Annotated in this window: 20 protein-coding genes; 15 read left to right on the top strand and 5 right to left on the bottom strand. The window is 66.7% G+C overall.

Annotation, left to right across the window (positions count from 1 at the left end):
* Positions 1-11 precede the first annotated feature (11 nt).
* The 4 genes from RCP37_RS18370 to RCP37_RS18355 form a co-directional block, all read right to left on the bottom strand.
* Positions 12-2,276 carry an LCP family protein gene (locus RCP37_RS18370; RefSeq protein WP_308484417.1) on the bottom strand — a complete coding sequence of 755 codons (2,265 nt, stop codon included), beginning with the start codon at positions 2,274-2,276 and terminating at the stop codon, positions 12-14.
* A 182-nt stretch (positions 2,277-2,458) separates the two neighbouring features.
* Positions 2,459-3,613, bottom strand: coding sequence for a tRNA dihydrouridine synthase DusB (gene dusB, locus RCP37_RS18365; RefSeq protein ID WP_373693200.1), 1,155 nt, complete (start codon positions 3,611-3,613; stop codon positions 2,459-2,461).
* Positions 3,614-3,627: 14 nt separating this feature from the next.
* Entirely contained in the window at positions 3,628-4,629 is a 1,002-nt protein-coding gene (locus RCP37_RS18360) for an acyl-ACP desaturase (protein ID WP_308484415.1), read from the bottom strand.
* A gap of 108 nt (positions 4,630-4,737) precedes the next feature.
* Positions 4,738-5,322, bottom strand: coding sequence for a TetR/AcrR family transcriptional regulator (locus RCP37_RS18355; protein ID WP_308484414.1), 585 nt, complete (start codon positions 5,320-5,322; stop codon positions 4,738-4,740).
* 330 nt (positions 5,323-5,652) lie between these two features.
* Here RCP37_RS18355 and RCP37_RS18350 point away from each other — a divergent pair, with 330 nt between their 5' ends.
* From RCP37_RS18350 to RCP37_RS18325, 6 genes are read left to right on the top strand one after another with little or no spacing between them, the layout of a single operon-like run.
* On the top strand, positions 5,653-6,534 hold the full coding sequence (locus RCP37_RS18350; protein ID WP_308484413.1) for an SDR family NAD(P)-dependent oxidoreductase: 882 nt from the start codon (positions 5,653-5,655) through the stop codon (positions 6,532-6,534).
* Complete coding sequence (locus RCP37_RS18345) at positions 6,534-7,916, top strand: aromatic ring-hydroxylating oxygenase subunit alpha (protein ID WP_308484412.1); 1,383 nt, start codon at positions 6,534-6,536, stop codon at positions 7,914-7,916. The genes RCP37_RS18350 and RCP37_RS18345 overlap by 1 nt, the downstream gene beginning before the upstream one ends.
* Entirely contained in the window at positions 7,913-9,757 is a 1,845-nt protein-coding gene (locus RCP37_RS18340) for a flavin-containing monooxygenase (protein WP_308484411.1), read from the top strand. The genes RCP37_RS18345 and RCP37_RS18340 overlap by 4 nt, the downstream gene beginning before the upstream one ends.
* Positions 9,754-10,581, top strand: coding sequence for a TauD/TfdA dioxygenase family protein (locus tag RCP37_RS18335; RefSeq protein WP_308484410.1), 828 nt, complete (start codon positions 9,754-9,756; stop codon positions 10,579-10,581). Before RCP37_RS18340 ends, RCP37_RS18335 begins: the two co-directional genes overlap by 4 nt.
* Positions 10,578-11,528 (top strand): SDR family NAD(P)-dependent oxidoreductase, encoded by a 951-nt coding sequence (locus RCP37_RS18330; protein WP_308484409.1) that lies wholly within the window; start codon positions 10,578-10,580, stop codon positions 11,526-11,528. The genes RCP37_RS18335 and RCP37_RS18330 overlap by 4 nt, the downstream gene beginning before the upstream one ends.
* A 16-nt stretch (positions 11,529-11,544) precedes the next feature.
* Positions 11,545-12,972 (top strand): aldehyde dehydrogenase family protein, encoded by a 1,428-nt coding sequence (locus RCP37_RS18325; RefSeq protein ID WP_308484408.1) that lies wholly within the window; start codon positions 11,545-11,547, stop codon positions 12,970-12,972.
* A 16-nt stretch (positions 12,973-12,988) separates the two neighbouring features.
* On the opposite strand, the gene RCP37_RS18320 is transcribed toward RCP37_RS18325, so the two are convergent.
* Positions 12,989-14,011, bottom strand: coding sequence for a ferredoxin--NADP reductase (locus RCP37_RS18320; RefSeq protein WP_308484407.1), 1,023 nt, complete (start codon positions 14,009-14,011; stop codon positions 12,989-12,991).
* Between the two features lie 71 nt (positions 14,012-14,082).
* Here RCP37_RS18320 and RCP37_RS18315 point away from each other — a divergent pair, with 71 nt between their 5' ends.
* From RCP37_RS18315 to RCP37_RS18275, 9 genes are all read left to right on the top strand, one after another.
* A complete protein-coding gene (locus tag RCP37_RS18315; protein WP_308484405.1) occupies positions 14,083-15,498 on the top strand; it encodes a class I adenylate-forming enzyme family protein in 1,416 nt (471 codons plus the stop codon).
* Entirely contained in the window at positions 15,483-16,388 is a 906-nt protein-coding gene (locus RCP37_RS18310; RefSeq protein WP_308484404.1) for an acyl-CoA dehydrogenase family protein, read from the top strand. The genes RCP37_RS18315 and RCP37_RS18310 overlap by 16 nt, the downstream gene beginning before the upstream one ends.
* On the top strand, positions 16,375-17,466 hold the full coding sequence (locus RCP37_RS18305; RefSeq protein ID WP_308484403.1) for an acyl-CoA dehydrogenase family protein: 1,092 nt from the start codon (positions 16,375-16,377) through the stop codon (positions 17,464-17,466). The genes RCP37_RS18310 and RCP37_RS18305 overlap by 14 nt, the downstream gene beginning before the upstream one ends.
* A gap of 59 nt (positions 17,467-17,525) precedes the next feature.
* Positions 17,526-18,293, top strand: a complete 768-nt coding sequence (locus RCP37_RS18300; RefSeq protein WP_308484402.1) for an enoyl-CoA hydratase/isomerase family protein — start codon at positions 17,526-17,528, stop codon at positions 18,291-18,293.
* Positions 18,294-18,301: 8 nt separating this feature from the next.
* Positions 18,302-19,171 (top strand): methylmalonyl Co-A mutase-associated GTPase MeaB, encoded by an 870-nt coding sequence (gene meaB, locus RCP37_RS18295; RefSeq protein WP_308484401.1) that lies wholly within the window; start codon positions 18,302-18,304, stop codon positions 19,169-19,171.
* 21 nt (positions 19,172-19,192) lie between these two features.
* The gene (locus RCP37_RS18290) at positions 19,193-19,780 is read left to right on the top strand and encodes a TetR/AcrR family transcriptional regulator (protein WP_308484400.1); all 588 of its coding nucleotides are present in this window, start codon (positions 19,193-19,195) and stop codon (positions 19,778-19,780) included.
* A 110-nt stretch (positions 19,781-19,890) separates the two neighbouring features.
* Positions 19,891-20,646 carry a hypothetical protein gene (locus RCP37_RS18285; protein ID WP_308484399.1) on the top strand — a complete coding sequence of 252 codons (756 nt, stop codon included), beginning with the start codon at positions 19,891-19,893 and terminating at the stop codon, positions 20,644-20,646.
* A complete protein-coding gene (locus tag RCP37_RS18280) occupies positions 20,643-21,401 on the top strand; it encodes a hypothetical protein (protein ID WP_373693052.1) in 759 nt (252 codons plus the stop codon). Before RCP37_RS18285 ends, RCP37_RS18280 begins: the two co-directional genes overlap by 4 nt.
* Entirely contained in the window at positions 21,398-21,970 is a 573-nt protein-coding gene (locus tag RCP37_RS18275; RefSeq protein ID WP_308484398.1) for a cytochrome c oxidase subunit 3, read from the top strand. The genes RCP37_RS18280 and RCP37_RS18275 overlap by 4 nt, the downstream gene beginning before the upstream one ends.

Raw genomic sequence — 21,970 nt, 5'->3', positions numbered from 1 at the left:
GGGAGTGGGCGCTACTCGCAGGTGGTGTCGGCGGCGTTGGTGACGGTCAGGTCGTCGGGCAGTTCGGTCGGTTCGACGCTGGCTCCGCGGTTGAGTTGCACGCTGACCTGCGAGCCGCTGGCCACCGGCTTGGTCACCGTACGGAAGTCTGAACCCAGGACAACACGGACGATGCTGCCCAGCCCGCTGACCCGCTCGATCGGCGCTCCCGACAGCGCCGAGGACACCGTGGCGGCGGCCTGCTCGTTTCCGGGGGAGTAGAGCACCTTGGTGGCCTTGACGGTGCCGGGGTAGTCGTCGGCATTGTCGACGTTGAAGCCCCACTGTTGCAGGCCCTCGGAGGTGGCGCCGGCCAGGCCGGACTGCTCGGTGGCGTTAGACACCCGCACCGTGACATCGGCGGGCGAGGTCGTGACCGCGTGCACCTGCTCGCTGAGCGGCCTGATTACCGGGGTGGCCGGTGAGCCGGGCAGGGAGGTGGACGGGGTGGTGGGGCTGGCCGCCGCCGTGGTGGGGACCGAGGTGGCGTTGTGGTCGTTCTCGCCGGGTAGGGGGTCGTCGTTGATGATGGCGTCGAACAGTGCCCGCACGTCATCCATCCGGGGGACCTCGTCGCCGTTCTCATCGGTCTCACTGGTCGGCACCGTGACGAAGGTGATGTGACCGGCGGCGACCTTCTGCAACGACTGGCCGAGGTTCACCAGGTCCTTGGTGGTGACGTTGTCCACCGAGCTGTCGCCGATGAACATGTTGACCACATTGTTGAGCTTGGTCGGCGAGAAGAAGGTGTTGGTGGAGATCAACGAACGCAGCAGCGACGACAAGAACAGCTGCTGGCGTTTGATGCGGCCGTAGTCGCCGTTGTCCTCGGTGGTGACGTGCCGAGCCCGCACGTAGTTCAACGCGGTGCCGCCGTTGACTCGCTGGCGTCCGGTGTCTTCGAGGACGCTGCCCAGCACCAGGTCGTAGAGCGGGCTGGGGGTGCACACCTCGACGCCGCCCAGCGCGTCGACCATCTTGCCGAATCCGACGAAGTCGACGGCCATGAACCGGTTGATCGCCAGTCCGGACAGCTTCTGGATCTCCTTGACCAGACACTTGGGCCCGCCGAAGGCGTAGGTCGAGTTCAGCTTCGTCTCGGTGTAGACGACGTCGTCGCTGTAGGTTCCGGTGTCCTCGTCGTAGATCGGTCCGTAGGCGCCGGTCGCGGAGTTCCAGACCTCGCACTGGATCGGGGTGATCGCCAGGTCGCGGGGGAACGACACCACCACCACGCGTTTACGGTTCGCCGGGATGTTGACCAGCATGATCGTGTCGGAGCGAGCTCCCTCGGCGTCGTCGGTGCTGCCGGCGCCGACGTCGCTGTTGGCGCCGGCGCGGGTGTCCGCGCCGACGATCAGGAAGTTCTCGTCGCCGTACTGGCCGGCCGCATCGAGAATGTCGTGCGAGTCGGGGTCCAACGCGCTGACGTGGTTGAGGCTGCGGTTCTTCGACGAACTCCACTGCCATGCCGACCCGGTGAGCACCAGGGCGAGGATTGCCATCATGGCCGCGACCGCCCGGCCCGCGAGCTTTGCCCGGTGGTGGGGCCCGTGCGGGGCCGGTTCGGCGTCCGCCGGCGGTGTGCGGCGAGGCGGGTCGATCCGCACCGGCGGCATCTCAGGCTCGACACCCGGCGGTTCAGCGAGGCTCGACGGAGGAGAGGCGAAGCTGGGACCGCCGTATAGGCCCCGCTGCATCTCGGGACCGCCGTATAGGCCCGGCGCCTCGGTGGCAGGCGCCAACTCGTCCCAGTCGGGGGCACCGGCCGGCTCGAGTGACGTGCCGTGAATACGGTCGAGGTCGGGCACTTCCGACGGGTAGGCCACTTCGGTGATGTCGGGCATCGGGGCCGGTACATCGGCGATTTCGAGCGCGGTGTACTCGGCTTCGGGCTCGGATACCTCGGATACGCTGGCGGGCTCCGCCGGCTCCACGTGCTCGACGAACTCGGCCACTTCCGGCTCGGGCGGGGCTGAGGTGGCTCGGCGTTGGCTGCGTCCACCCGAAGGCGGAGGCTCGGCGTTGACCCTGGCGATCAGGTCGGCGACGCTCACCGACCCGTTGCGACGCCGGGACGCGTTTCGCCGGTGCGGGACGGGGGTTTCCTCAGACGAGTTCTGCCAGCGTTCCCAAGGTGCGGGTCCAGGCGGTGTCATCGTCATCAGCTGATGGTCGCCGTCATCGTGGCCCTCCGGCGCCCAGCGGCCAGGAGTGGCGTTGTCGCCGTCACTCATGTCCTCAGGGGCCTCCGAGTCCTTGGTACCGGCGCGCGTGGATCGCAGGCCAGTGCGGTACGGATGATCGGCATTGGTCTCCGCACCTTCGTCTGCACCCGCAGGGGTAACCCTGCCTGGAGCAATAAGGTACTTATTCTACTGAGAACTTGCCAGACACGCGATGTCGACAAAGTCTCATTTCAGCCACCCGAGTGCATAATGTCCGCCCCGGCCGGCACCGCACAGTCATCGGGGTCGTCCAACCATCCTTCGGGCAGGGTGACCTTGGCCGGTGAGCCCTGTCTCCCGCGGGGGCCGGTAGCGGCCGCGGGGAAGGGGACCGATCCGTCCAGCTGCTTGAGCAGTTCGTCGAGCTCGGACAGCGTGGTCACCATCGCCAGCTCGCGCCGCAGCTCGGAACCGGCGGGGAATCCGTGCAGGTACCAGGCGACATGCTTGCGGATCTCGCGCATGCCCTTGTCCTCGCCGAAGTGCTGGGCCAGCAGTTCGCCGTGGCGGCGGATGATGTCGGCGACTTCGCCCAACGTGGGTGGGGTCGGTGTGGGTCGGCCCGCGAAAGCCGCCGAGAGCTCGCCGAACAACCATGGGCGACCCAGGCAACCGCGGCCGATCACCACCCCGTCGCAACCAGTCGCCGCCATCATGGCCAGGGCGTCGCCGGCTTCGAAGATGTCGCCGTTGCCCAGTACCGGAATGGAGCGGACCTGCGCTTTGAGCGCCGCGATCTGCTCCCAGTCGGCGGTGCCGGAGTAGCGCTGTGACGCGGTCCGGGCGTGCAGGGCCACCGCTGCGGCCCCTTCGGCCTCGGCGATGCGTCCGGCGTCCAGGTGGGTGTGGTGGGCGTCGTCGATGCCGATCCGGAATTTCACGGTCACCGGAATGTCGGTGCCGGCCGCGCCGCGTACCGCCGCGGCGACGATGTTGCCGAAGAGCCGGCGCTTGTACGGCAGCGCCGACCCGCCGCCGAGGCGGGTCACCTTGGGCACCGGGCAGCCGAAATTCATGTCGATATGGTCGGCGAGCCCTTCATCGGCGATCATCTTCGCCGCGGCGTAAGTGGTGTCGGGGTCGACGGTGTAGAGCTGCAGCGAGCGCGGTGACTCCTCCGGCCCAAACGTCGTCATGTGCAGGGTGGCGGGGTGCCGTTCGACGAGCGCGCGTGCGGTCACCATCTCGCAGACATAGAGCCCGCTGACCGTTCCGGCCCGAGACTGTTCGAGCTCGCGGCAGAGCGTGCGGAATGCGACGTTGGTGACGCCGGCCATCGGGGCCAGCACCACGGGACTGGCAAGCTGAAGCGAACCGATCCGCAGCGCCGGCTTTGCCTGCACCAGGTCGCCGCCACTGACTACGGCGCTGATGGCTCCAACACCTTCTTGGCGGCGCGCTTCTCGGCCATCTTGGCCTCCCGCTCGAGCCGGCGTTGCTTGGCCAGCTCGAACTTCTCGCACGTCTCGTCCAGCTCGGCGACGATCTTGGCGATCCCCTCCTGGTAGCGGGCCGCTTCGCCGCTGAAACTCCGCTCGAGGATGCCCCACTTCTTCAGCACCGGCATCACCACGTCGTCGCGGTGGATCATCGGGTCGTAGACGCCACCGACCGCGATGATCACGGCTTTGCGGCGGAACTCCGGTACGACGAACCCGGGCATCTGGAAGTTGGCCAGCACCCGGTGCAGCGAGGCCATCGCCTGTTCCGGCGCGATGTCGAAACCGACAGCGCTGATGTCGCGGTAGAAGATCATGTGCAGGTTCTCGTCGTGCGAGATCCGCGCCAGCAGCTGGTCGGCGATGGGGTCGTTGCAGGCCTGGCCGGTGTTGCGGTGCGAGATCCGCGTTGCCAGCTCCTGGAAGCTGACATAGATGACCGAGTCGAACAGGCTCTCAGCGAACAGGTCGCCGGAGACCTGGTGGTTCTGGCCCGGGCTGAAACCGCGGTTGACGGTCTCCATCCGCAGCGTTTCCAGTTCGATGGGGTCGCAGTTGCGGGTGACCACCAGGTAGTCGCGCAGCGCGATGCCGTGGCGGTTCTCCTCGGCGGTCCAGCGGTTGACCCAGGTGCCCCATGGGCCGTCCATGGTGAAGTTCATCGCGATCTCGCGGTGATACGAGGGCAGGTTGTCCTCGGTCAGCAGGTTCTGCACCATTGCGGTCCGGGCGACCTCGGACAGCTTCGACTGCTCGGGGTGCCAGTCCTGCCCGCCGAGCGCGTAGTAGTTCTTGCCTTCGGACCAGGGGATGTAGTCGTGGGGGTTCCAGTCCTTGGCCATGGTGAAGTGTCGGTCGATGAGTTTCTCTACGACGGGCTGGAGTTCGTGCAGCAACTCCAGGTCGGTCCATTCCCGTGCCATGGCAGCTCCCCAGATATCTGTGTCGACTAGTTGCAGGCAATATATCTGTGTCTGTCGGTAGCATCAAGTTTTCGCGGTGCGTGTTTGCCTGTGAACTTGTGGCCTGGACTAGCGCACGATCTGTGCAGTGAGCAGCATCTCGACGCAAAAGTCGATGAATTGGGCGCGGCTGGCCTCGAGTTTGCCGTTCAGGTAGGCAGCGAACAGGGTGGTCATCGCGCCGATCAGTCCGGTCGCCACCATCTGCTGGACCGCCGCGTCGCCGATGCGAGTAAGGGTGCGTTGCAGCATCACGATGAAGTCCGGCATCCATTTGGCGCCGGCGCTGGCCAGGATCGGCTCCCGCTCCGGGGCCAGCAGCAGCACCCGGCCGCGAGCCGGGTCGTCGACCATCAGGGTGATGAAGCATTCCACGCCTTCGCGGGGATTGCGGGCCGAAAGCATCGCCGCCAGCGCCCGCGTGCACACGTCGTCGTACACCTCGCGGACAAACTCGTCACGATCGGCGAAGCTCTCGTAGAAGTAGCGCTCGGTCAGCGCGGCCGCGCGACAGACCGACCGGATAGTCAGCGTGGGTCCGCGTGCGTCTCCGAGCAACTGCACGCCGACGGCGAGGAATTCGTCTCGGCGCAAGGCTTGGCGCTCTGCCAGTGGGACCCCGGACCAGCGGCCCCGGCGTTGACTGGAAGACAATTCGCATCTCCCCTCAGCTCGATCTGCCAACGCGCGTACTCAAATTCGGCGACGCTCGGCGTGGGTTCCATCATGACGCAAGGCGTTTCGAGCAAACGTTCGCCCCGCCGCGAAGTGCCTGCCGGCGATGCCGAACCGGGACGGCTGCACACGTCGCATTGGTCCAGACAATAAGGCCATCGGAACCCGGGTTCCGCTCTTGACTCTGCGCTTGCCGCTGCGGAATAGTGTTCTTCAGAACGAAGAACGACATATGTTGTCCGGACAATTCCGCGATCTCGGTGCCTGCCGGGCATCCGAATTGCGGTCGGTGCCAGGTGAAAGCGGGTCATGGCGGATCACTGCACTCCTCCCAGCCTGTTGAGCGACTTCAATCCCCTGGACCTTCGCGGCCGGATCGTGGTGGTGTCGGGCGCCGGCGGTGGCGGAATCGGCACGACGATCACCGCGATGGCCGCGCAGGCTGGGGCCACCGTGGTCGCGGTGAGCCGCTCGCAGGAAAACCTCCACGAGCACATCGCGCCGCTGGCCGACCGGGGTCTGTCGGTGATACCCGTGGCCGCCGACGCGTCCACCGACGAGGGTGTCGCCACGGTGCTCGAAGCCGCGCAGCGTGCCGACGGGCAGCTCTACGGGCTTGTCAACGTTGCCGGTGGTGCGGAGCCGGCGACCTGGATGCCGTCCACCAGAGTGGTGCGTGCCGACTGGCGAAAGATCTTCACGCACAACCTGGAGACCGCCTTTTTCATGAGCCGTGCGGTCGCGGCCGCACTGGTGGCGCAGCAGCGGCCGGGCTCGATCGTGTCGATCTCCTCCATCAGCGGGATGAACACCGCGCCGTTCCATATCGCTTACGGCACAGCGAAAGCGGCGATCGTCGCGATGACCCGCACCATGGCAGTCGAGTTGGCAGCGGCCGGGATTCGGGTCAACGCGGTGGCTCCGGGCGTCACCAACACAGCAGCCTCGGCCACCTACACCGACTCCGATCCCGATCGCGACCTGCAGGCGATCGCCATGGGGCGCCGCGGGCAACCCGAGGAACAGGCCGGTCCGATCCTGTTTCTGCTCTCCGATCTGGCCAGCTACATCACCGGGCAGACCTTGCTGGTCGACGGCGGGCTCAACCTCAAATGGAGTCACCTCGACGCCGACAACACCTCGCTGTTCCTCAAGGACAACACCTTCCGTGCTGCGATAAGGAGGATGTGATGACCGATCCGGTCCAGGGTTCCGACGACGAACTCGCACGCCCGGTCACGATCGGCGTCGAGGCCTACACGTGCCCCAACTACGCCCGCGCCGAGCGAGACAAGTTGTGGCGCAAGGTATGGCAGCAGGTCGGGCGGGTCGAAGATCTGCCGGAGGTGGGCAGTTACCTCACCTACGACATCCTCGACGACTCGATCATCGTCGTCCGCAGCGGACCCGACGAGTTTCGGGCGCACCACAACGTCTGCATGCACCGTGGCCGCCGACTGGTCGACACCCCCGCCGGGGCGAAGAACGCCTGCGCGCGCACCCGCAAGTCGTTCGTCTGCGGTTTCCATGGCTGGACTTACGGGCTCGACGGAGCCTGCACTCACATTCGCGAACAGGATGACTGGCAAGGCACTCTGACGCCCGCGAACACCCATCTGGGCTCCGTGCAGGTCGATACCTGGGGCGGCTGGCTCTGGATCAACATGGACCCCGACTGCGAATCGCTGGCCGACTACCTATTCCCGGCCGCGAAGATCCTCGAACCGTTCGGCCTGGAGAACATGCGCTACAAGTGGCGCAAATGGCTGGAGTTCGACTGCAATTGGAAGGTCGCCATGGAGGCCTTCAACGAGACCTACCACGTCTACACAACCCATCCGGAGTTCAACAAGTTCGGTGAGTTCAAGGGCTGGGCGCGGGTGCAGGGCAAGCACAGCAACCTCGGCTACGACGCTCCCGACGATCTGGAGGCGACAAAGTCGAAGATCCGGCTGGGGACCGGCGCCGATCCGCGGGTGTCGACCGCGGAGATGCAGGTCTACACCATGGAGGAGACCAACGCCACCACCACTGCAACGTTGGTGAACGCCGCCAAGCGGCTGGTCGACGAGCTGCCCGAGGGCACTCCGGCCGACAAGGTCCTCGAGCACTGGCTCGCATCGGCGCGCCGCGACGACGCGGCCCGCGGGGTCATCTGGCCGACGATTCCTCCCGACGTGCTCGGGCAGGCGGGCACCGCCTGGCAGATCTTCCCGAACTTCCAGATCGGTCAGGGACTGACCAGTGCCCTGTGCTACAGCGCTCGGCCGCACCCCAGCTACAGCCCCGACAAGTGCATCTTCGAAGTCTCAGTGTTCGAGCTCTTTCCCAAAGGTGAAGAGCCGCAAACCCAATGGGAGTACACCCCGGTGGGGGACCCGGGCTGGCGCTCGGTTCTCCCGCAGGACTTCTCCAACATGGCAGCGGTGCAGCAGGGAATGAAATCCCTCGGCTATCCCGGCGCCAAGCCCAACCCTTACCGGGAGCGCGCCATCGTCAATCTGCACCACCAGTTGTCGAAGTACATGAGCGCCGGTGCGCCTCAAGAAATCCCGACAGGAATCGATCGATGACGGACTGCCCGCCGACCCAGACTCCGGACGACTTCGACATCGAAGCGCTCCGGCGCAAGTACGCCGCCGAGCGCGCCAAGCGCGTTCGCTCCGACGGCTCGAGTCAGTACCTTGAACTCAAGGATGACTTCGTGGAGTTCGCCGAGGTCGATCCACACACCGCGGTGACTCCGCGTGACCCCATCGATGCCGACATCGAGGTGGTGGTCCTCGGCGGCGGCATCGCCGGACTGCTCGCCGGCGCCTACCTGAAGAAGGCCGGCGTGGCCGACGTGCGGATTATCGAGATGGCTGGCGACTTCGGCGGCGTCTGGTACTGGAATCGGTTCCCCGGAATCCAATGTGACAACGACGCGTACTGCTATGTGCCGCTGCTCGAAGAGCTCGACTTCATCCCGTCCAAGAAGTTCGCCGACGGTGCCGAGATCTTCCAGCACTGCCAGAACATCGGAAAGCACTTCAGTCTCTATGACGGGGCGATCTTCTCGACCCAGGTGCGCACCACCCGCTGGGACGAGGGGATCAAGCGCTGGCGGCTGACGACGAACCGGGGCGACGACCTGCGGGCGCGTTTCGTGGTGATGGCGCAGGGCTCCTACAACCGGCCCAAGCTGCCCGGCATCGCCGGCATCAACGATTTCATGAAGGCGGGCGGCCACGTCTTCCATTCGGCCCGCTGGGATTATGACTACACCGGCGGCGACGCGAACGGTGGCCTGGACAAGCTGGCGGACAAGCGCGTGGCTCTGGTGGGTACCGGGGCGACTGGTGTGCAGCTGGTCCCGCACCTGGGACGGGACGCCAAGCAGCTCTACGTTTTTCAGCGCACCCCGTCGTCGGTCGACTTCCGCCGAAACGAGCCCACCGATCCGCAGTGGGCCGCGTCGCTGCAACCGGGCTGGCAGGCCGAACGCAAGCGGAATTTTCACCGCTGGTCACCGTTCGAAGGCGTGGTGTTCGACGCCCCCGATATGGTGTGCGACTTCTGGACCGAGTTGGGCCGCAACCTGACCGCTCGCATCGGTTCCAGCCCCGACCCGATGGCTCTCGGCGTCGAGGAGATCATGGCGATGCGGGAGGAGGAGGACTACAAGATCATGGAGCGGCTGCGCCGCCGCATCGACGGTATCGTCGACGATCCGCAGACCGCAGAGGCGCTCAAGCCGTACTACCGGTTCATGTGCAAGCGTCCGACCTCCAGCGACACCTACCTGCCGGCGTTCAATCGGCCCAATGTCACCCTGGTCGACGTAGCCGAATCCAAGGGTGTCGAAAAGCTCACGGAGAAAGGCATTGTCGCGGGCGGCGTCGAGTACGAGGTTGACTGCGTCATCTTCGCCAGTGGTTTCGAGATATCCACGGAGATCAGCCGCCGGTACGCGATCGACGCCATCGAGGGCCGCGATGGGGTATCACTGTTCGACCATTGGCGCGACGGGTATCAAACCCTGCACGGGATGACCAGCCGCGGGTTCCCCAATCAGTTCCACACCGGCTTCATCCAGGGCGGCGTGTCGGCCAACACCACCGCGATGTTCGAGCAGCAGGCCGAGCACATCGCCTACATCATCGCCGAGGCTCTCAACCGGAAGGCGACAGTCGTCGAGCCCAGTCAGGAGGGCCAGGACGGCTGGGTGAACACCGTCCGGGAGTTGGCATTCGACAACTCGGCATTCGACCTATCCTGCACCCCAGGCTATTACAACAACGAGGGTCGCGGATTCGGCGACGCCAGCCGCTCGTTCCTGGGCGAGGTCTACTCACCGGGCTTCTACGCGTTCGATGACCTGCTGCGCGACTGGCGTGCGGCCGGCGATCTGAAAGGCCTGGATCTGCAGTGACAGCCACGACATTCGCGACGCGAGATCTCACTGAGCGCATCGGGACCGAAGTGCTGGCCGACAAGGATGCGTTGCTGTCCGGCGTGCACGCCGGTGCCATCCGCGAACTGCTCGAGCGGCGTGGCGTTCTGGTGTTCCCGCAGATCGGGCTGACCGCTGCCGAGCAGGTCGCGTTCACCGAAACCCTCGGCACGCTGGCGCCCGAACGCGACGGCGAGGCGGTCTACGACGTCACGCTCGACACCACGGTGAACAAGCAGGCCGACTACCTCAAGGGGTCGTTCTACTGGCATCTCGACGGCACCATGAACGAGGTGCCGATCTTGGCGTCGCTGTTGTCCAGCAAGGTGTTGCCGGCCGGCGGCGGCGGCGACACCGAATTCTGTAACACCTATGCGGCCTACGACGATCTCGGCGAGGACGACAAGGACAAGCTCGCGTCGCTTCGCGCGATGCACTCGGCGTGGAACACGCTGCTGTACTACGACCCCGAACCCGAGTTCGCGGCGCTGCGCCAGATGATGGCGATCGGGGAGTGCGAGCTACCGGTGGTCTGGACGCACCGCTCCGGCCGCAGATCGTTGATCTTGGGCTGCACCGCCAGCCACATCGTCGGCATGGACCACCGGGACAGCGCCGCTACGTTGGTCCGGTTGCGTGATTGGGCGACCCGGCCGCAGTTCGTCTACCGGCACCAGTGGTCGGTTGGGGACCTGGTGATGTGGGACAACACCGGAACCATGCACCGGGCGTTGCCGTATGCCCCCGACTCGGGCCGGATGCTGCAGCGGACCAAGCTAGCCGGTGAGGAGCCGTTCGCTTGAGCGCACCACCTCCGCTGCGCTTCGATGGCCGCGTCGCCGTCGTGACCGGTGCCGGGCGGGGACTGGGGCGCGCCTACGCACTGCTGCTGGCGCAGCGGGGAGCCGTTGTCGTTGTCAATGACACCGGTGCCGACCTCACCGGTGACGGCATGCACGAAGATCCGGCCGAGCGGGTCGCCGCCGAGATCCGCGATGCGGGCGGTGCCGCGGTGGCCTGCACCGCGTCGGTCGCCACTCCCGACGGCGGTGAGGCCATCATCGGCGCCGCGCTGGAGCGCTACGGGCGGGTCGACGTCCTGATCCACAATGCCGGAAACGTCCGCCGGGCCCCGTTACGCGAGATGAGTTCGGAAGAGTTCGACGCGGTCCTGGACGTGCACCTGCGTGGCGCGTTCCATGTGGTGAGGGCGGCCTTCGGCGCCATGTGTGACGCAGGCTACGGTCGCATAGTGCTGACCTCGTCGATCGGCGGAATCTACGGCAACGCCGACGTGGCCAACTATGCGGCCGCGAAGGCGGGCGTGATCGGGCTGAGCAACGTCGCGGCGCTGGAGGGCGCAGCTCACGGTGTCCGCTGCAACGTGGTGGTCCCGGCGGCGGTGACCCGGATGGCCCAGGGGATCGACACCTCGGCATACCCGCCGATGGAACCCGAACTGGTCGCGCCGGTGGTCGGCTGGCTCGCACACGAATCCTGTTCGGTCACCGGCGAAGTGCTGATCGCCCTGGCCGGGCGGGTGGCCCGGGCCGCGCTGGTCGAGAGCCCTGGCGTGTATCAACCGTCCTGGACGATCGAGGACGTCGACGCGCGGATCGAGGCGATCCGCGACGTCACCGAACCGGTGATATTCCCGGTGGCGCCCGACGGGCACGCCGCACATATCCGGTACAGCTTCGGAGTGGCCCAGAGCGAACAAACCCGGCCGAGTGCCGACGGAATCCAGTAGTCGAAGGAGTGTTGTGATGCGCGAGTACACCCAGTTCTATATCGATGGCCGGTGGGTGGACCCGGCCGAACCGAAGACGCTCGACGTCGACAACCCGGCCACCGAAATGGTCTGCGGGAAGATCGCACTCGGCTCGGCGGCAGACGTCGACCTCGCGGTCGCCGCGGCCCGCCGTGCCTTCACCAGCTGGTCGCAGAGCAGCCGCGCGGAGCGGCTGGATCTGCTGCAGGCGATCCTCGCCGAATATCAGCGGCGCAGCGGCGACCTGGCCGACGCGGTGAGTGAAGAGATGGGGGCGCCGCCCAGCCTGGCCGCCGGGGTCCAGGTCAATCTCGGGGCTGGTCACCTCGTCACGGCCATCGACGCGCTCAAGAACTTCTCGTTCAGCGAGCAGCGCGGCGACACCCTGGTGGAGCGCGAGCCGATCGGGGTATGCGGTCTCATCACGCCGTGGAACTGGCCGCTGAACCAGATCGCGGTGAAGGTCTACCCGGCGTTGTCGACCGGCTGCACCATGGTGCTCAAACCCTCTGAGGTCGCGCCGTTCTCGGCCTACATCTTCACCGAGATCATGGACGCCGCGGGCGTCCCGGCCGGCGTGTACAACATGGTCAACGGCGACGGGCCCGGAGTCGGCTCGGCGCTGTCGCGGCACCCGGACGTCGACATGGTGTCGTTTACTGGCTCCACCCGCGCCGGCGTAGCGGTGGCCGAGAACGCGGCCCCGACCGTGAAGCGGGTGACCCAGGAGCTGGGCGGTAAGAGCGCCAACATCGTGCTCGACGACGACGCGTTCGTCGACAGTGTCACCGCCGGGGTGTCGACCATGATGGTCAACTCCGGGCAGAGCTGTAACGCCCCGTCGCGGATGTTGGTGCCGAACTCACGCATGGACGAGGCCATCGCGATCGCCCATGCGGTCGCCGACCAGGTCAAGGTCGGCGACCCCGCCGATCCGAAAGCGATCGGTCCGGTGGCGTCAGCGGCGCAGTTCGCGAAGGTGCAGGGCCTGATCGAGCAGGGCATTGCCGAGGGTGCCACGGTCGCCGCCGGCGGCGCCGGCCGGCCGGATGGGCTCGACACCGGTTACTTCGTCCGGCCGACGGTCTTCGCGCGGGTGACGAACCAGATGACGATCGCGCGCGAAGAGATCTTCGGGCCGGTGCTGTGCATCCTCGGTTATGACGACATCGACGAGGCCGTCGAGATCGCCAACGACACCGAGTACGGTCTGGCCGGCTACGTCTCGGGTGCCGACATCGACGCCGCGCGGGGAATCGCCCGCCGGATCCGGGCCGGGTGGGTGGCGATCAACCACGCCTTCGACCTGAATGCACCGTTCGGCGGCTACAAGCGCAGCGGCAACGGCCGCGAATGGAGCGACGCCGGATTCCACGAATACCTGGAGACCAAGAGCACTTTGGGTTACGGGGCGGCAGGCTGAGGGCCGCCGCGCCGCCCTACTCGTAGTGGATAGTGATTGAGCCACCCTCGGGCAGGCCCTGGCAGGTCAGGATGTAGCCGTCGGCGACCTCGTCATCGTCGAGCACCGTGTTGTTGATCATGGTCGCGCTGCCCTCGGTGATGTGCGCGATGCAGGTGCCGCAGTTACCCGCCTCGCAGGAGAATGGGGGAGCCAGTCCGGCCCGCCGGGCGCTTTCTAGCAGGGTCTCGCGGGCGATCCGTGGCACCGATTCCTTCTGGCGCCCAAGGTGGATCGTCACCGTCCCGGTCACCTCGGCGTCGGTGCGGGGCGTTGGGGGCGCCGCCGAAGACGGGGCCGATGCCGTGCTGGTCGCCACATCGAAGTCCTCGATGAACAGCCGGCCCGGGCCGGGCCAGGCCGTGCGCACCACATCCATGAATCCGGCTGGTCCACACACGTAGCAGTCCGCGCCGGTGTCGGCACCGACGAATGCGGTGACCGCCGCGGCGTCGAGTAGGCCGTCGTCGGCGTCGCGGTGGTGTTGCACGGACAGTCGGCCGGGGTAGCGGGCGGCAAGTTCGTCCAGTGCGCGCTCGAAGATCGCCGCGGACGCGTCCCGATCGGCGCAGAGCAGTCGCAGGACGCGGTCGGTGGTCGCCAAAGCGCTCTTGGCCAGCGACAGGATGGGCGTGATTCCGCTGCCGCCGGAGAACGCCAGTAGCGGAGCCGTCGACTCCTGCAGGCAGAAGGTCCCGGCCGCGCGGGTCATCACCAACTCGTCGCCTTCGGCCAGGTTGTCCAGCAACCAGTTCGACACCTTGCCGCCGGGAACACGTTTGACCGTGGTCATCAGCTCGGTGTCGGACTCTGGCGCGCTCGACATCGAGTAAGAGCGGTACAGCTCCTCGCCGTCGACCCGCACCTGGAACGTCGAGTACTGACCGGCCCGGTAGGAAAACGGCGTTTCATGCGGCGCCAGCACGAAGGTGTAGGCGTCGGCCGTCTCCTTGACGATGCGCGTCACGGTCGCTCGCCGGAATACATGAGTGACCGCCATGCCCACCCCTTCTGGTTTGCGTTCTTCGCTTGAGAGAATACTATTCTCTCAAACCGATAGGATCTTCTCAAATGTCGTCAGGATCGTCTACAGCAGTGCTTGCGTTCGAGGATCGGCAGTGGCGGCTGCCCGAGCTCGACGCGCTGGCCGGCGACCTGGCGGCCGTCCTGGCGGCTGACGGTGTGAGCGCCGGGGACCGGGTGGCGCTGATGTCGTCGAATCGGCCGGAGTTCGTTATCGCGGTGCGTGCCATCTGGCGCCTGGGGGCGACCGTCGCGCTGATCAGCCCCGCCTGGAAGCACGACGAGGTGGCGCACGCCCTCGCGCTGGTGCAACCCCGGTGCGCACTCGGCGACCACCCGGTGCTCGCCGAGCTGATGCCGATGCGACACCTCGACGACGTGATGGCCGAGATTCCGGCCGGCAGGTGGGACGGTGAGCCGCCGCCGGCCGGCTCCGATGCACTGCTGGTGTTCAGCTCCGGCACCACCGGGCTACCCAAAGCTGTCCGGCACACCCACGCCTCGCTGGCCGCGGCGGTACGGCACTGGCGGGATGCGTTGGGGCTGACCGCCGCCGACCGAATCCAAGTGGCGACGCCGCCGTCGCACATCCTCGGGCTGCTCAACATCTTGACCGCGCTGAAGGTCGGGGCCTGGGTGCGGTTGCACCGGCGGTTCGACATCGACACCATGCTCACATCGATCGGCTCGGACAAGATCACCGTGGAAATGGCGGTGGCGCCGATCGCCCTGGCCATTGCGGCGCATCCGGACCTGGAATCGTTCGACCTGTCCTCACTGCGTTTCATCATGTGGGGTGCCACCCCGGTGACCGCAGCCGTCGCCGACACCGTCACCCGACGCACCGGCGTGCCCGTTGTGCCGGCCTACGGCACCAGTGAGCTACCGGTGATTGCTTGCAGCCACGCTGCCGCCGGGCGCCTGGACACCGTGGGCCGGCCGGTAGCCGGCGTTCAGCTGCAGGTAGTCGATGTCGAAACCGGTGAGCAGCTCTCGGCCGGTGTCCCCGGGGAGATCCTGGTCCGGTCCGATTCCCTGATGGCCGGTTACCTTCCCGCGTCGGCGACCGCAGAAGTCGTGCGCGCCGGCTGGTTTCACACCGGCGACGTGGGATACCTCGACGCCGGCGGCTGGTTGCGGATCACCGATCGCTGCAAGGAGATGATCAAGGTCCGCGGCTTTCAGGTCGCCCCCGCCGAGATCGAAGCCGTGTTGCACGAGCACCCTGCGGTCGCTGACTGCGGCGTGTTCGGGGTGCCCGACGAGCGTGACGGTGAGGCCGTGGTCGCCGCGGTCGCACTGTGCGCGCCGGTCAGCGACGACGAACTGTGCGCCCTGGTCAGCGATCGCCTCGCGTCCTACAAGCGGCTGCGCCGGGTGGTGTTCGTGCCCGAGATCCCCCGGTTGCCTTCCGGAAAACTGTTGCGCCGACTACTGAAGGAGCGCCTATGGATGTCCGGCTGAATGCCGAGCAGCGCCAACTGCGAGATGCCGCGGCCAAGCTCGCCGATGATCTGGGACCCGGCTCGGTGGCCGAGCTCGACGACGCGAGCCGGATAGCGCGCCTGGAACGTGCTGTTGCCCAGACCGGCTGGCGCGCTTTACGTTCCGACGGTGCATCGGGCGTTGAGGTGGCGATCGTCGCCGAGGAGTTCGGTCGCGGCCTCGTCGACGTGCCGTTCCTCGGGCCGGCACTTGCCGACGACCTGCACCGCCACGTAGCCCTGGGTGAGGACCCGACCACCGTTGCGGTCGGTGACACCGCCATCGACGCGCGCGGTGCAGCGCAGGCGGTGACGGTGCACGGGCGCGCGGTGCTGACCGCCCCCGTCGGGGCGCTGCGCACCGGAGCCGACCTCACCCGGCCCGTCGCCGACCTTGCCGATGCGGCGCAGCGGGTCGGCGAGCTCGGTGCCGAGGACGCGTTGCGTTGGCAGGCACTGGCGTTGGTGGCGACGTGCGCGGATCTGGTCGGCACCGCACGTGGCGCGCACGGTCTGGCGTGCGACTACGCCAAGATCCGTGAGCAGTACGGCAAACCCATCGGGTCCTATCAGGCCATCGCCCACCTGCTCGCCGAGGGACTGGCGCTGATCGAGGGGTCGGTGAGCGTGCTGCGGCACGCGGCCTGGGCGGTCGACGAAGCGCCCGCGGCCGACGCGGTACATGCCGCCCGGATCGCCAAGATCTATTGCGCCCGCGCCGCGCGAACGGTCTGCGAGACCGCGATCCAGGTGCACGGCGGAATCGGCAACACCTGGGAGTGCGCGGCGCACGTCTATCTGCGGCGGGCGCTGACTTCGACCGGCCTGTGGCCCGTGACGATAAGGGAGATCGCAGATGGACTTTCGTGATTCGCCCGCCGAAGCCGACTTTCGCAGCAGGCTTCGGGCCTGGCTGACCGAGCGGGCTGGTACCTTCCCCGCCGCCGGCGACGACGAGTACTGGGCGCGCCAGGGTGAGTGGCATCAGGCGCTGTATGCAGGCGGGTTCTTCGGGGCGTCCTGGCCGCGCGAGTACGGCGGCCAGGAGCTGCCGCCGGTCTATGACGTCATCGTCGACGAGGAGCTGGCCGCTGCCGGCGCCCCGCCGCGGCCGAGTTTGGGGTATCTGGTCGTCGGGCTGGGTCGCCACGCCAGTGCAGAACTGCAGCAACGGTTCCTGCCCGGCATGATCGACGGCACCCAGCGCTGGTGCCAGGGGTTCTCCGAGCCCGGGGCCGGTTCAGACCTGGCGTCGCTGACCACCACGGCGACCCGTGAAGGCGACGACTACGTCATACACGGCCACAAGATCTGGACCAGTTACTCCGATGTCGCCGACTGGTGCCTGCTGTTGGCCCGCACCGATAAGGACGCGCCCCGGCACCGCGGCATCTCGGCGTTCATCATCTCGATGCACCAGCCCGGAATCGAGCAGCGACCGCTGCAGATGATCAACGGTGTCACCACGGAATTCGGCCAGGTGCTGTTCGACGGCGCGAGGGTGCCGGCAAGCCAGATGATCGGTGCGCCGGGGGAGGGCTGGGCGCTGGCGATGACGGTGGTTGGTCATGAGCGCGAACCGTCGACCCTGGGGTACTCGGCGCGCTACGGCAAGCTGGTGCGCCAGATGGCGAAGCGGGTAGCCGGTGACGTACCGGAGGAATTAGCTTGGGCGGCAGTGGAAACCGAGATGCTGCGGTTGCATGTGCGCCGACGGCTCTCCGAACAGCTTGACGGGCTCTCGCATGGGCCGGAGGGCTCACTGGACAAGCTGCTGATGACCTGGGTGGAGCAGTCCGTCGGCCACGCTGCGCTGGCGGTTGGCGGGGTCGACGACCCGGACCTGCTCAGCGCCTACCTGTACAGCCGCGCCCAGAGCGTGATGGGCGGTACCTCGCAGATCCAGAAGAACATCATTGCCGGCCGAATCCTGGGATTGACGTCGTGATCGCGAACGCGGACGAAGTCCGGGTGAAGCGGGTCGCGACTATGGAAGGAGCGTAAGACATGTACGACATGCCTGCTGAGATCGATGTGCGCGCCGAGGGCCCGCTGCGGATCATCACGCTGAACCGCCCCGACGCGCTCAACGCCGTCAATGACGCACTGCACACCGGCCTGGCGAAACTGTGGCCCCGGTTGGAGGAGGACGACGAGGCGCGGGCGGCGGTGCTGACCGGCAGCGGTCGGGCGTTCTCTGCCGGGGGCGATTTCGCCTACCTCGACGAACTGCGTCGCGACGAGAAGCTGCGCGCCAAGACGATTGCGCACGGCCGCGATATCGTGCTGGGCATGGCACGTTGCCGTACCCCGGTGATCGCCGCGGTGAACGGGCCCGCCGTCGGACTGGGCTGCAGTCTGGTGGCGCTGAGCGACATCGTCTACATCTCGGAGTCGGCCTACCTGGCCGACCCGCACGTGCAGGTGGGTCTGGTCGCTGCCGACGGGGGCCCGCTCACCTGGCCGTTGCAGATGAGCCTGCTGCTGGCCAAGGAGTACGCCCTGACCGGAGCGCGTATTCCGGCGGCCCGGGCGGTGGAGCTGGGGTTGGCCAACCACGTAGCGGAAGACCCGCTGGCGGAAGCAATTTCGTGTGCCAAGCGAATCGCTGAGCTACCCCGCCAGGCGGTGGAGAGCACCAAGCGGCTGCTCAACATCCACCTGGAGCGCGCGGTACTGGCCACGTTGGATTTCGCCAACATGGCCGAAGATCAGTCCTTCAAGACCGACGACTTCGCGGCCATCATCGATCGGCTCACCGCGAACAAGAACTGACGGTGCCGATGACCATTGCCGAGTTGCTGGCCGCGGCGCGCGGGGGCTCCGTCCGCGCCACCGGCCGCTTGCTCAGCCTGGTCGAAAGCGGCCGGCGGGGCGAGGTTCTGTCCGCCGTGGGGCCTGCGGCCACGCGAGTCATCGGAGTGACCGGACCGCCGGGGGCCGGCAAGTCCACCACGATCGCTGCTCTGGTAGGGGCATACCGACAGCGGGGCCTGCGGGTGGCGGTGCTGGCCGTCGACCCGTCCTCGCCGTTCAGCGGCGGCGCACTGCTGGGTGATCGCATCCGGATGGCTGCCCACATCAACGACCCGGACGTGCTCATCCGGTCGGTGGCGGCCCGCGGCCACCTGGGTGGACTGGCCGAGGCGGTGCCCGCAGCCCTCCAGCTGCTCGCCGCGCTCGGATTCGACGTGCTGCTGCTGGAGACGGTCGGGGTGGGCCAGTCCGAGATCGAGATCGCCGCGATCGCCGATCCGACAATCGTGGTGCTCAATCCTGGCGCCGGCGATGCGGTCCAGGCCGCCAAAGCCGGATTGCTGGAAGTGGGCGACATCGTGGTGGTCAACAAGGCCGACCGCGAGGGTGCCGAACAGACCGTGCGCGACCTGCGCATCGAGTTGCACCACACCGGCGCACCGATTCTCACCCTGATCGCCGCGCGCGGCGAGGGTCTGGACGAGCTGGTAGACACGATCGAAGCCCATCACCGCACCGACAGTCGCGAGCGCCGGCTGGCCCGGGCGCGGGCGCAGATCCTGTCACTGGCTCAGACCCGGCTGCGCACCCATCCCGCGCTGGACCGGCTCACCGAACTGGTTGTCGACGGAACCGACGATCCCTACTCAGCGGCGGAGCGGCTGTTATCTGACTAGCCGACTGGCTACTCTCATCGCATGGCTTCCACTCCGGCCGCTACCCAGTTCCGCTTCATTCCCCGCAGCGCGGCGCAGACGCGCATACTCGACGCTGCGCTGCAATTGATCGGCGAACACGGCGTGGGCGGAACGTCGCTGCAGATGATCGCCGACGTGATCGGGGTGACCAAGGCGGCGGTCTACCACCAGTTCAAGACCAAGGAAGAGATCGTCGTCGCACTCACCGAGCGGGAGCTGGGCGCGTTGGAGGAGGCGCTGGAGGCTGCCGAAACCGAGCAGAGTCGACCGCGGGCTCGAGAAGTGTTGCTCGACGGCGTCATCGACATGGCGGTGCGTCGACGGGGTGCGGCCAGCACCCTGCAGTTCGATCCGGTGATCGTCCGGCTGCTGGCCGAGCACCAGCCTTTTCAACTGTTCATCGCGCGGCTCTACGGGGTGCTCGTCGGCGACGCCGGGGATGACGCCGTGGTGTCGGCGGCGATGTTGTCCGGCGCCATCGCCGTTGGGGTGATGCATCCGCTGGTGGGTCACGTCGACGATGACACGCTGCGCGCCCAATTGCTGCGGCTCACCAAACGATTCATCGAACCTCTCGACGGCCATTGACCGCCGGATAGCCGCTCGGCTATCTTCGGGTAGTCGATCGGCTAGGGGGTGATCCGGTCCCCGCACCCGCCCGACTTGTGTCGCCGGGGGAGCAGCGAAGGGACCAGGCCATGCAGATGATCGCTGAGGCGGAGGAGACGCCGCAGGCCACCGCATTCCGGGCGCAGCTGGTGCTGCTGTGGTCGGGTCCGGTCGTCGCCGCGGTATTGCTCGCGATGTTCGCGGCATTCCCGGGCTTCTTCCCGCCGATGTCGCCAACCATGTCGGCCGGGCAGGTGGCGCAGTTCTACGACGAGCATCGGTCCTGGATCCGATTAAGCATGGTCGGGTTCAACCTGTGCGGGATCATGATCGTGCCGTTTCTGGTGTTGATCGTGGCGCAGATGAAGCGCATGTCGGGCCAGAGTCACGCCTTCGCCTACGCCTACCTGGCTGCCGTGGTCAGCGGCGCGACGCTGTTCGCGTTGTCGAACATCTACTTCGGGGTGGCGGCGTTTCGCCCGAACCGCAGCCCGGAGGTGATTCAAGCGCTCAACGACATGGCGTGGCTGTCGTTTATCGCTCCCGTCGGCATGATCGTGGCGCAGTTCGCCATGCTCGCCTGTGCCGTCTACTTCGACCGCGGACCCGATCCGGTGTTCCCGCGCTGGGTGGCCCACCTTTCGGTGATCACCGCCCTGGCAATGTTGCCCTCGGTCGCGGCGACGGTGTTCACCACCGGACCGTTGGCCTGGGACGGGCTCATCTCGTTCTGGGTTCGCAACGGCGCGTTCGCAGTATTCGTCATCGCGATGTTCTTTGCGCTGCGCGATGCGCTCTATCGCCAAGGCGTGGCCGAAGGCTTGATCGAAGGACCGGCGCGGTGAATATCGCGACACTGCTCTACGGACCCCGGGCCGACGAGGCACCGCCGGCCGGAGGCAAACCCGATGTGCGGGTGGTGTTCTGGATCTCGGTGGCGTTCTATCTGCTGATGGGTCTCGGTGTCTGCCTGCTGGGCCGGGTGACGCCGCCGCCGCGCCCCGATGTCGGCATGCCCGAGATCCAGGCCTGGTATCACCAACACGCGTGGACGATTCAGATCGGCTTTGTGATGCTGCTGGTGATCACCGGCGGCGCCGCGATCTCCAACGGCCTCATCGGCTATCACATGAAACGGATGAGCTCGGGTTCGGTGCTGGCCTACGGCTACATCGGTGCCATGGCGGTCGGGGCGGTCCCGGGATTTCAGCTGATGATGCTGTGTTACCTGCTCGCGGTGTTCCGGCCAGATCGCGACCCGGAGCTGGTGCGCTTCTTCTACGACCTGGGGACACTGTCCTACAACGGATCGCTGGGCTGTTTCACCGCCGCCTATTTCTGTTTGGCGCTGGCGATCTTCTACGACAAGAACAACATCTTCCCAAAGTGGTTCGCCTACATCACCGTCTGGCAGATCGTCACCGAAGTGATCGCCACCCAGATGTGGCTGTTCGAATCAGGCGCCTTCTCCTGGAACGGCATCATCTCGTTCTACATCGCCGTCGTCATCTTCGCCGCCTGGATCGGGCTGATCTTCCCGATCATGTGGGTCACCGGCAAACGCGAAGCCCCCGAATCCCTTGCGGAGACACGCCGATGACTGACCTGAAAGCGTCAAACGTCCGTACGCATCTGCCCGGCGACGGCCACATGTGGTTCATGGTGCTCGGCGACCTGTTCATCTTCGGCAGCTACTTCATCGCCTACCTGGTCTTCCGGACGCGCGCACCCGAGCAGTTCCTGGCCGATCAGCAGCACCTCAACATCACCATCGGCGTGATCAACACCATCGTGCTGATCACCAGCTCCTGGCTGGTGGCCCAAAGCGTGCAGTCCGCCCGGGCCGGCGATCGCACCGGCGCCGTGCACCTGGTGCGGGCTGGGGCACTGTGCGGAGCGCTCTTCGCGGTGCTCAAGGTTTATGAGTGGTCCGCGGAAATACATGCGGGGCACACCAATTCCAGCGCCTTCTTCAGCTTCTATTACGTGCTTACCGGCGTGCACCTGTTCCACGTCGGCCTTGGCTTGCTGATTCTGGGCGTCGTGATCCGGGAACTGCGCAACCCACGCCGGGCGCGGGTCAGCATGGTCGAACAGGGCGCCACCTATTGGCACATGGTCGACCTGCTCTGGGTCGTCATCTTCGCCCTGCTCTACGTGATGAGGTGA

Origin of the sequence: Mycolicibacter sp. MU0102 (assembly GCF_963378105.1) — a bacterium.
In the GTDB taxonomy this organism is placed as follows: domain Bacteria; phylum Actinomycetota; class Actinomycetes; order Mycobacteriales; family Mycobacteriaceae; genus Mycobacterium; species Mycobacterium holstebronense.
Note: the sequence above shows the minus strand (reverse complement) of the source record. Positions and strands in the feature narration are given on the sequence as shown.

Bases quoted from the DNA above. Each gene is read 5' to 3' on its own strand.
- RCP37_RS18350 (WP_308484413.1), top strand. From the start codon at position 5,653: ATGGCGGATCACTGCACTCCTCCCAGCCTGTTGAGCGACTTCAATCCC.
- RCP37_RS18325 (WP_308484408.1), top strand. From the start codon at position 11,545: ATGCGCGAGTACACCCAGTTCTATATCGATGGCCGGTGGGTGGACCCG.
- RCP37_RS18345 (WP_308484412.1), top strand. From the start codon at position 6,534: ATGACCGATCCGGTCCAGGGTTCCGACGACGAACTCGCACGCCCGGTC.
- RCP37_RS18275 (WP_308484398.1), top strand. From the start codon at position 21,398: ATGACTGACCTGAAAGCGTCAAACGTCCGTACGCATCTGCCCGGCGAC.
- meaB (WP_308484401.1), top strand. From the start codon at position 18,302: ATGACCATTGCCGAGTTGCTGGCCGCGGCGCGCGGGGGCTCCGTCCGC.
- RCP37_RS18285 (WP_308484399.1), top strand. From the start codon at position 19,891: ATGCAGATGATCGCTGAGGCGGAGGAGACGCCGCAGGCCACCGCATTC.
- RCP37_RS18320 (WP_308484407.1), bottom strand. From the start codon at position 14,011: ATGGCGGTCACTCATGTATTCCGGCGAGCGACCGTGACGCGCATCGTC.
- RCP37_RS18315 (WP_308484405.1), top strand. From the start codon at position 14,083: ATGTCGTCAGGATCGTCTACAGCAGTGCTTGCGTTCGAGGATCGGCAG.
- RCP37_RS18340 (WP_308484411.1), top strand. From the start codon at position 7,913: ATGACGGACTGCCCGCCGACCCAGACTCCGGACGACTTCGACATCGAA.
- RCP37_RS18360 (WP_308484415.1), bottom strand. From the start codon at position 4,629: ATGGCACGGGAATGGACCGACCTGGAGTTGCTGCACGAACTCCAGCCC.
- RCP37_RS18305 (WP_308484403.1), top strand. From the start codon at position 16,375: ATGGACTTTCGTGATTCGCCCGCCGAAGCCGACTTTCGCAGCAGGCTT.
- RCP37_RS18310 (WP_308484404.1), top strand. From the start codon at position 15,483: ATGGATGTCCGGCTGAATGCCGAGCAGCGCCAACTGCGAGATGCCGCG.
- RCP37_RS18290 (WP_308484400.1), top strand. From the start codon at position 19,193: ATGGCTTCCACTCCGGCCGCTACCCAGTTCCGCTTCATTCCCCGCAGC.
- RCP37_RS18370 (WP_308484417.1), bottom strand. From the start codon at position 2,276: ATGAGTGACGGCGACAACGCCACTCCTGGCCGCTGGGCGCCGGAGGGC.
- RCP37_RS18300 (WP_308484402.1), top strand. From the start codon at position 17,526: ATGTACGACATGCCTGCTGAGATCGATGTGCGCGCCGAGGGCCCGCTG.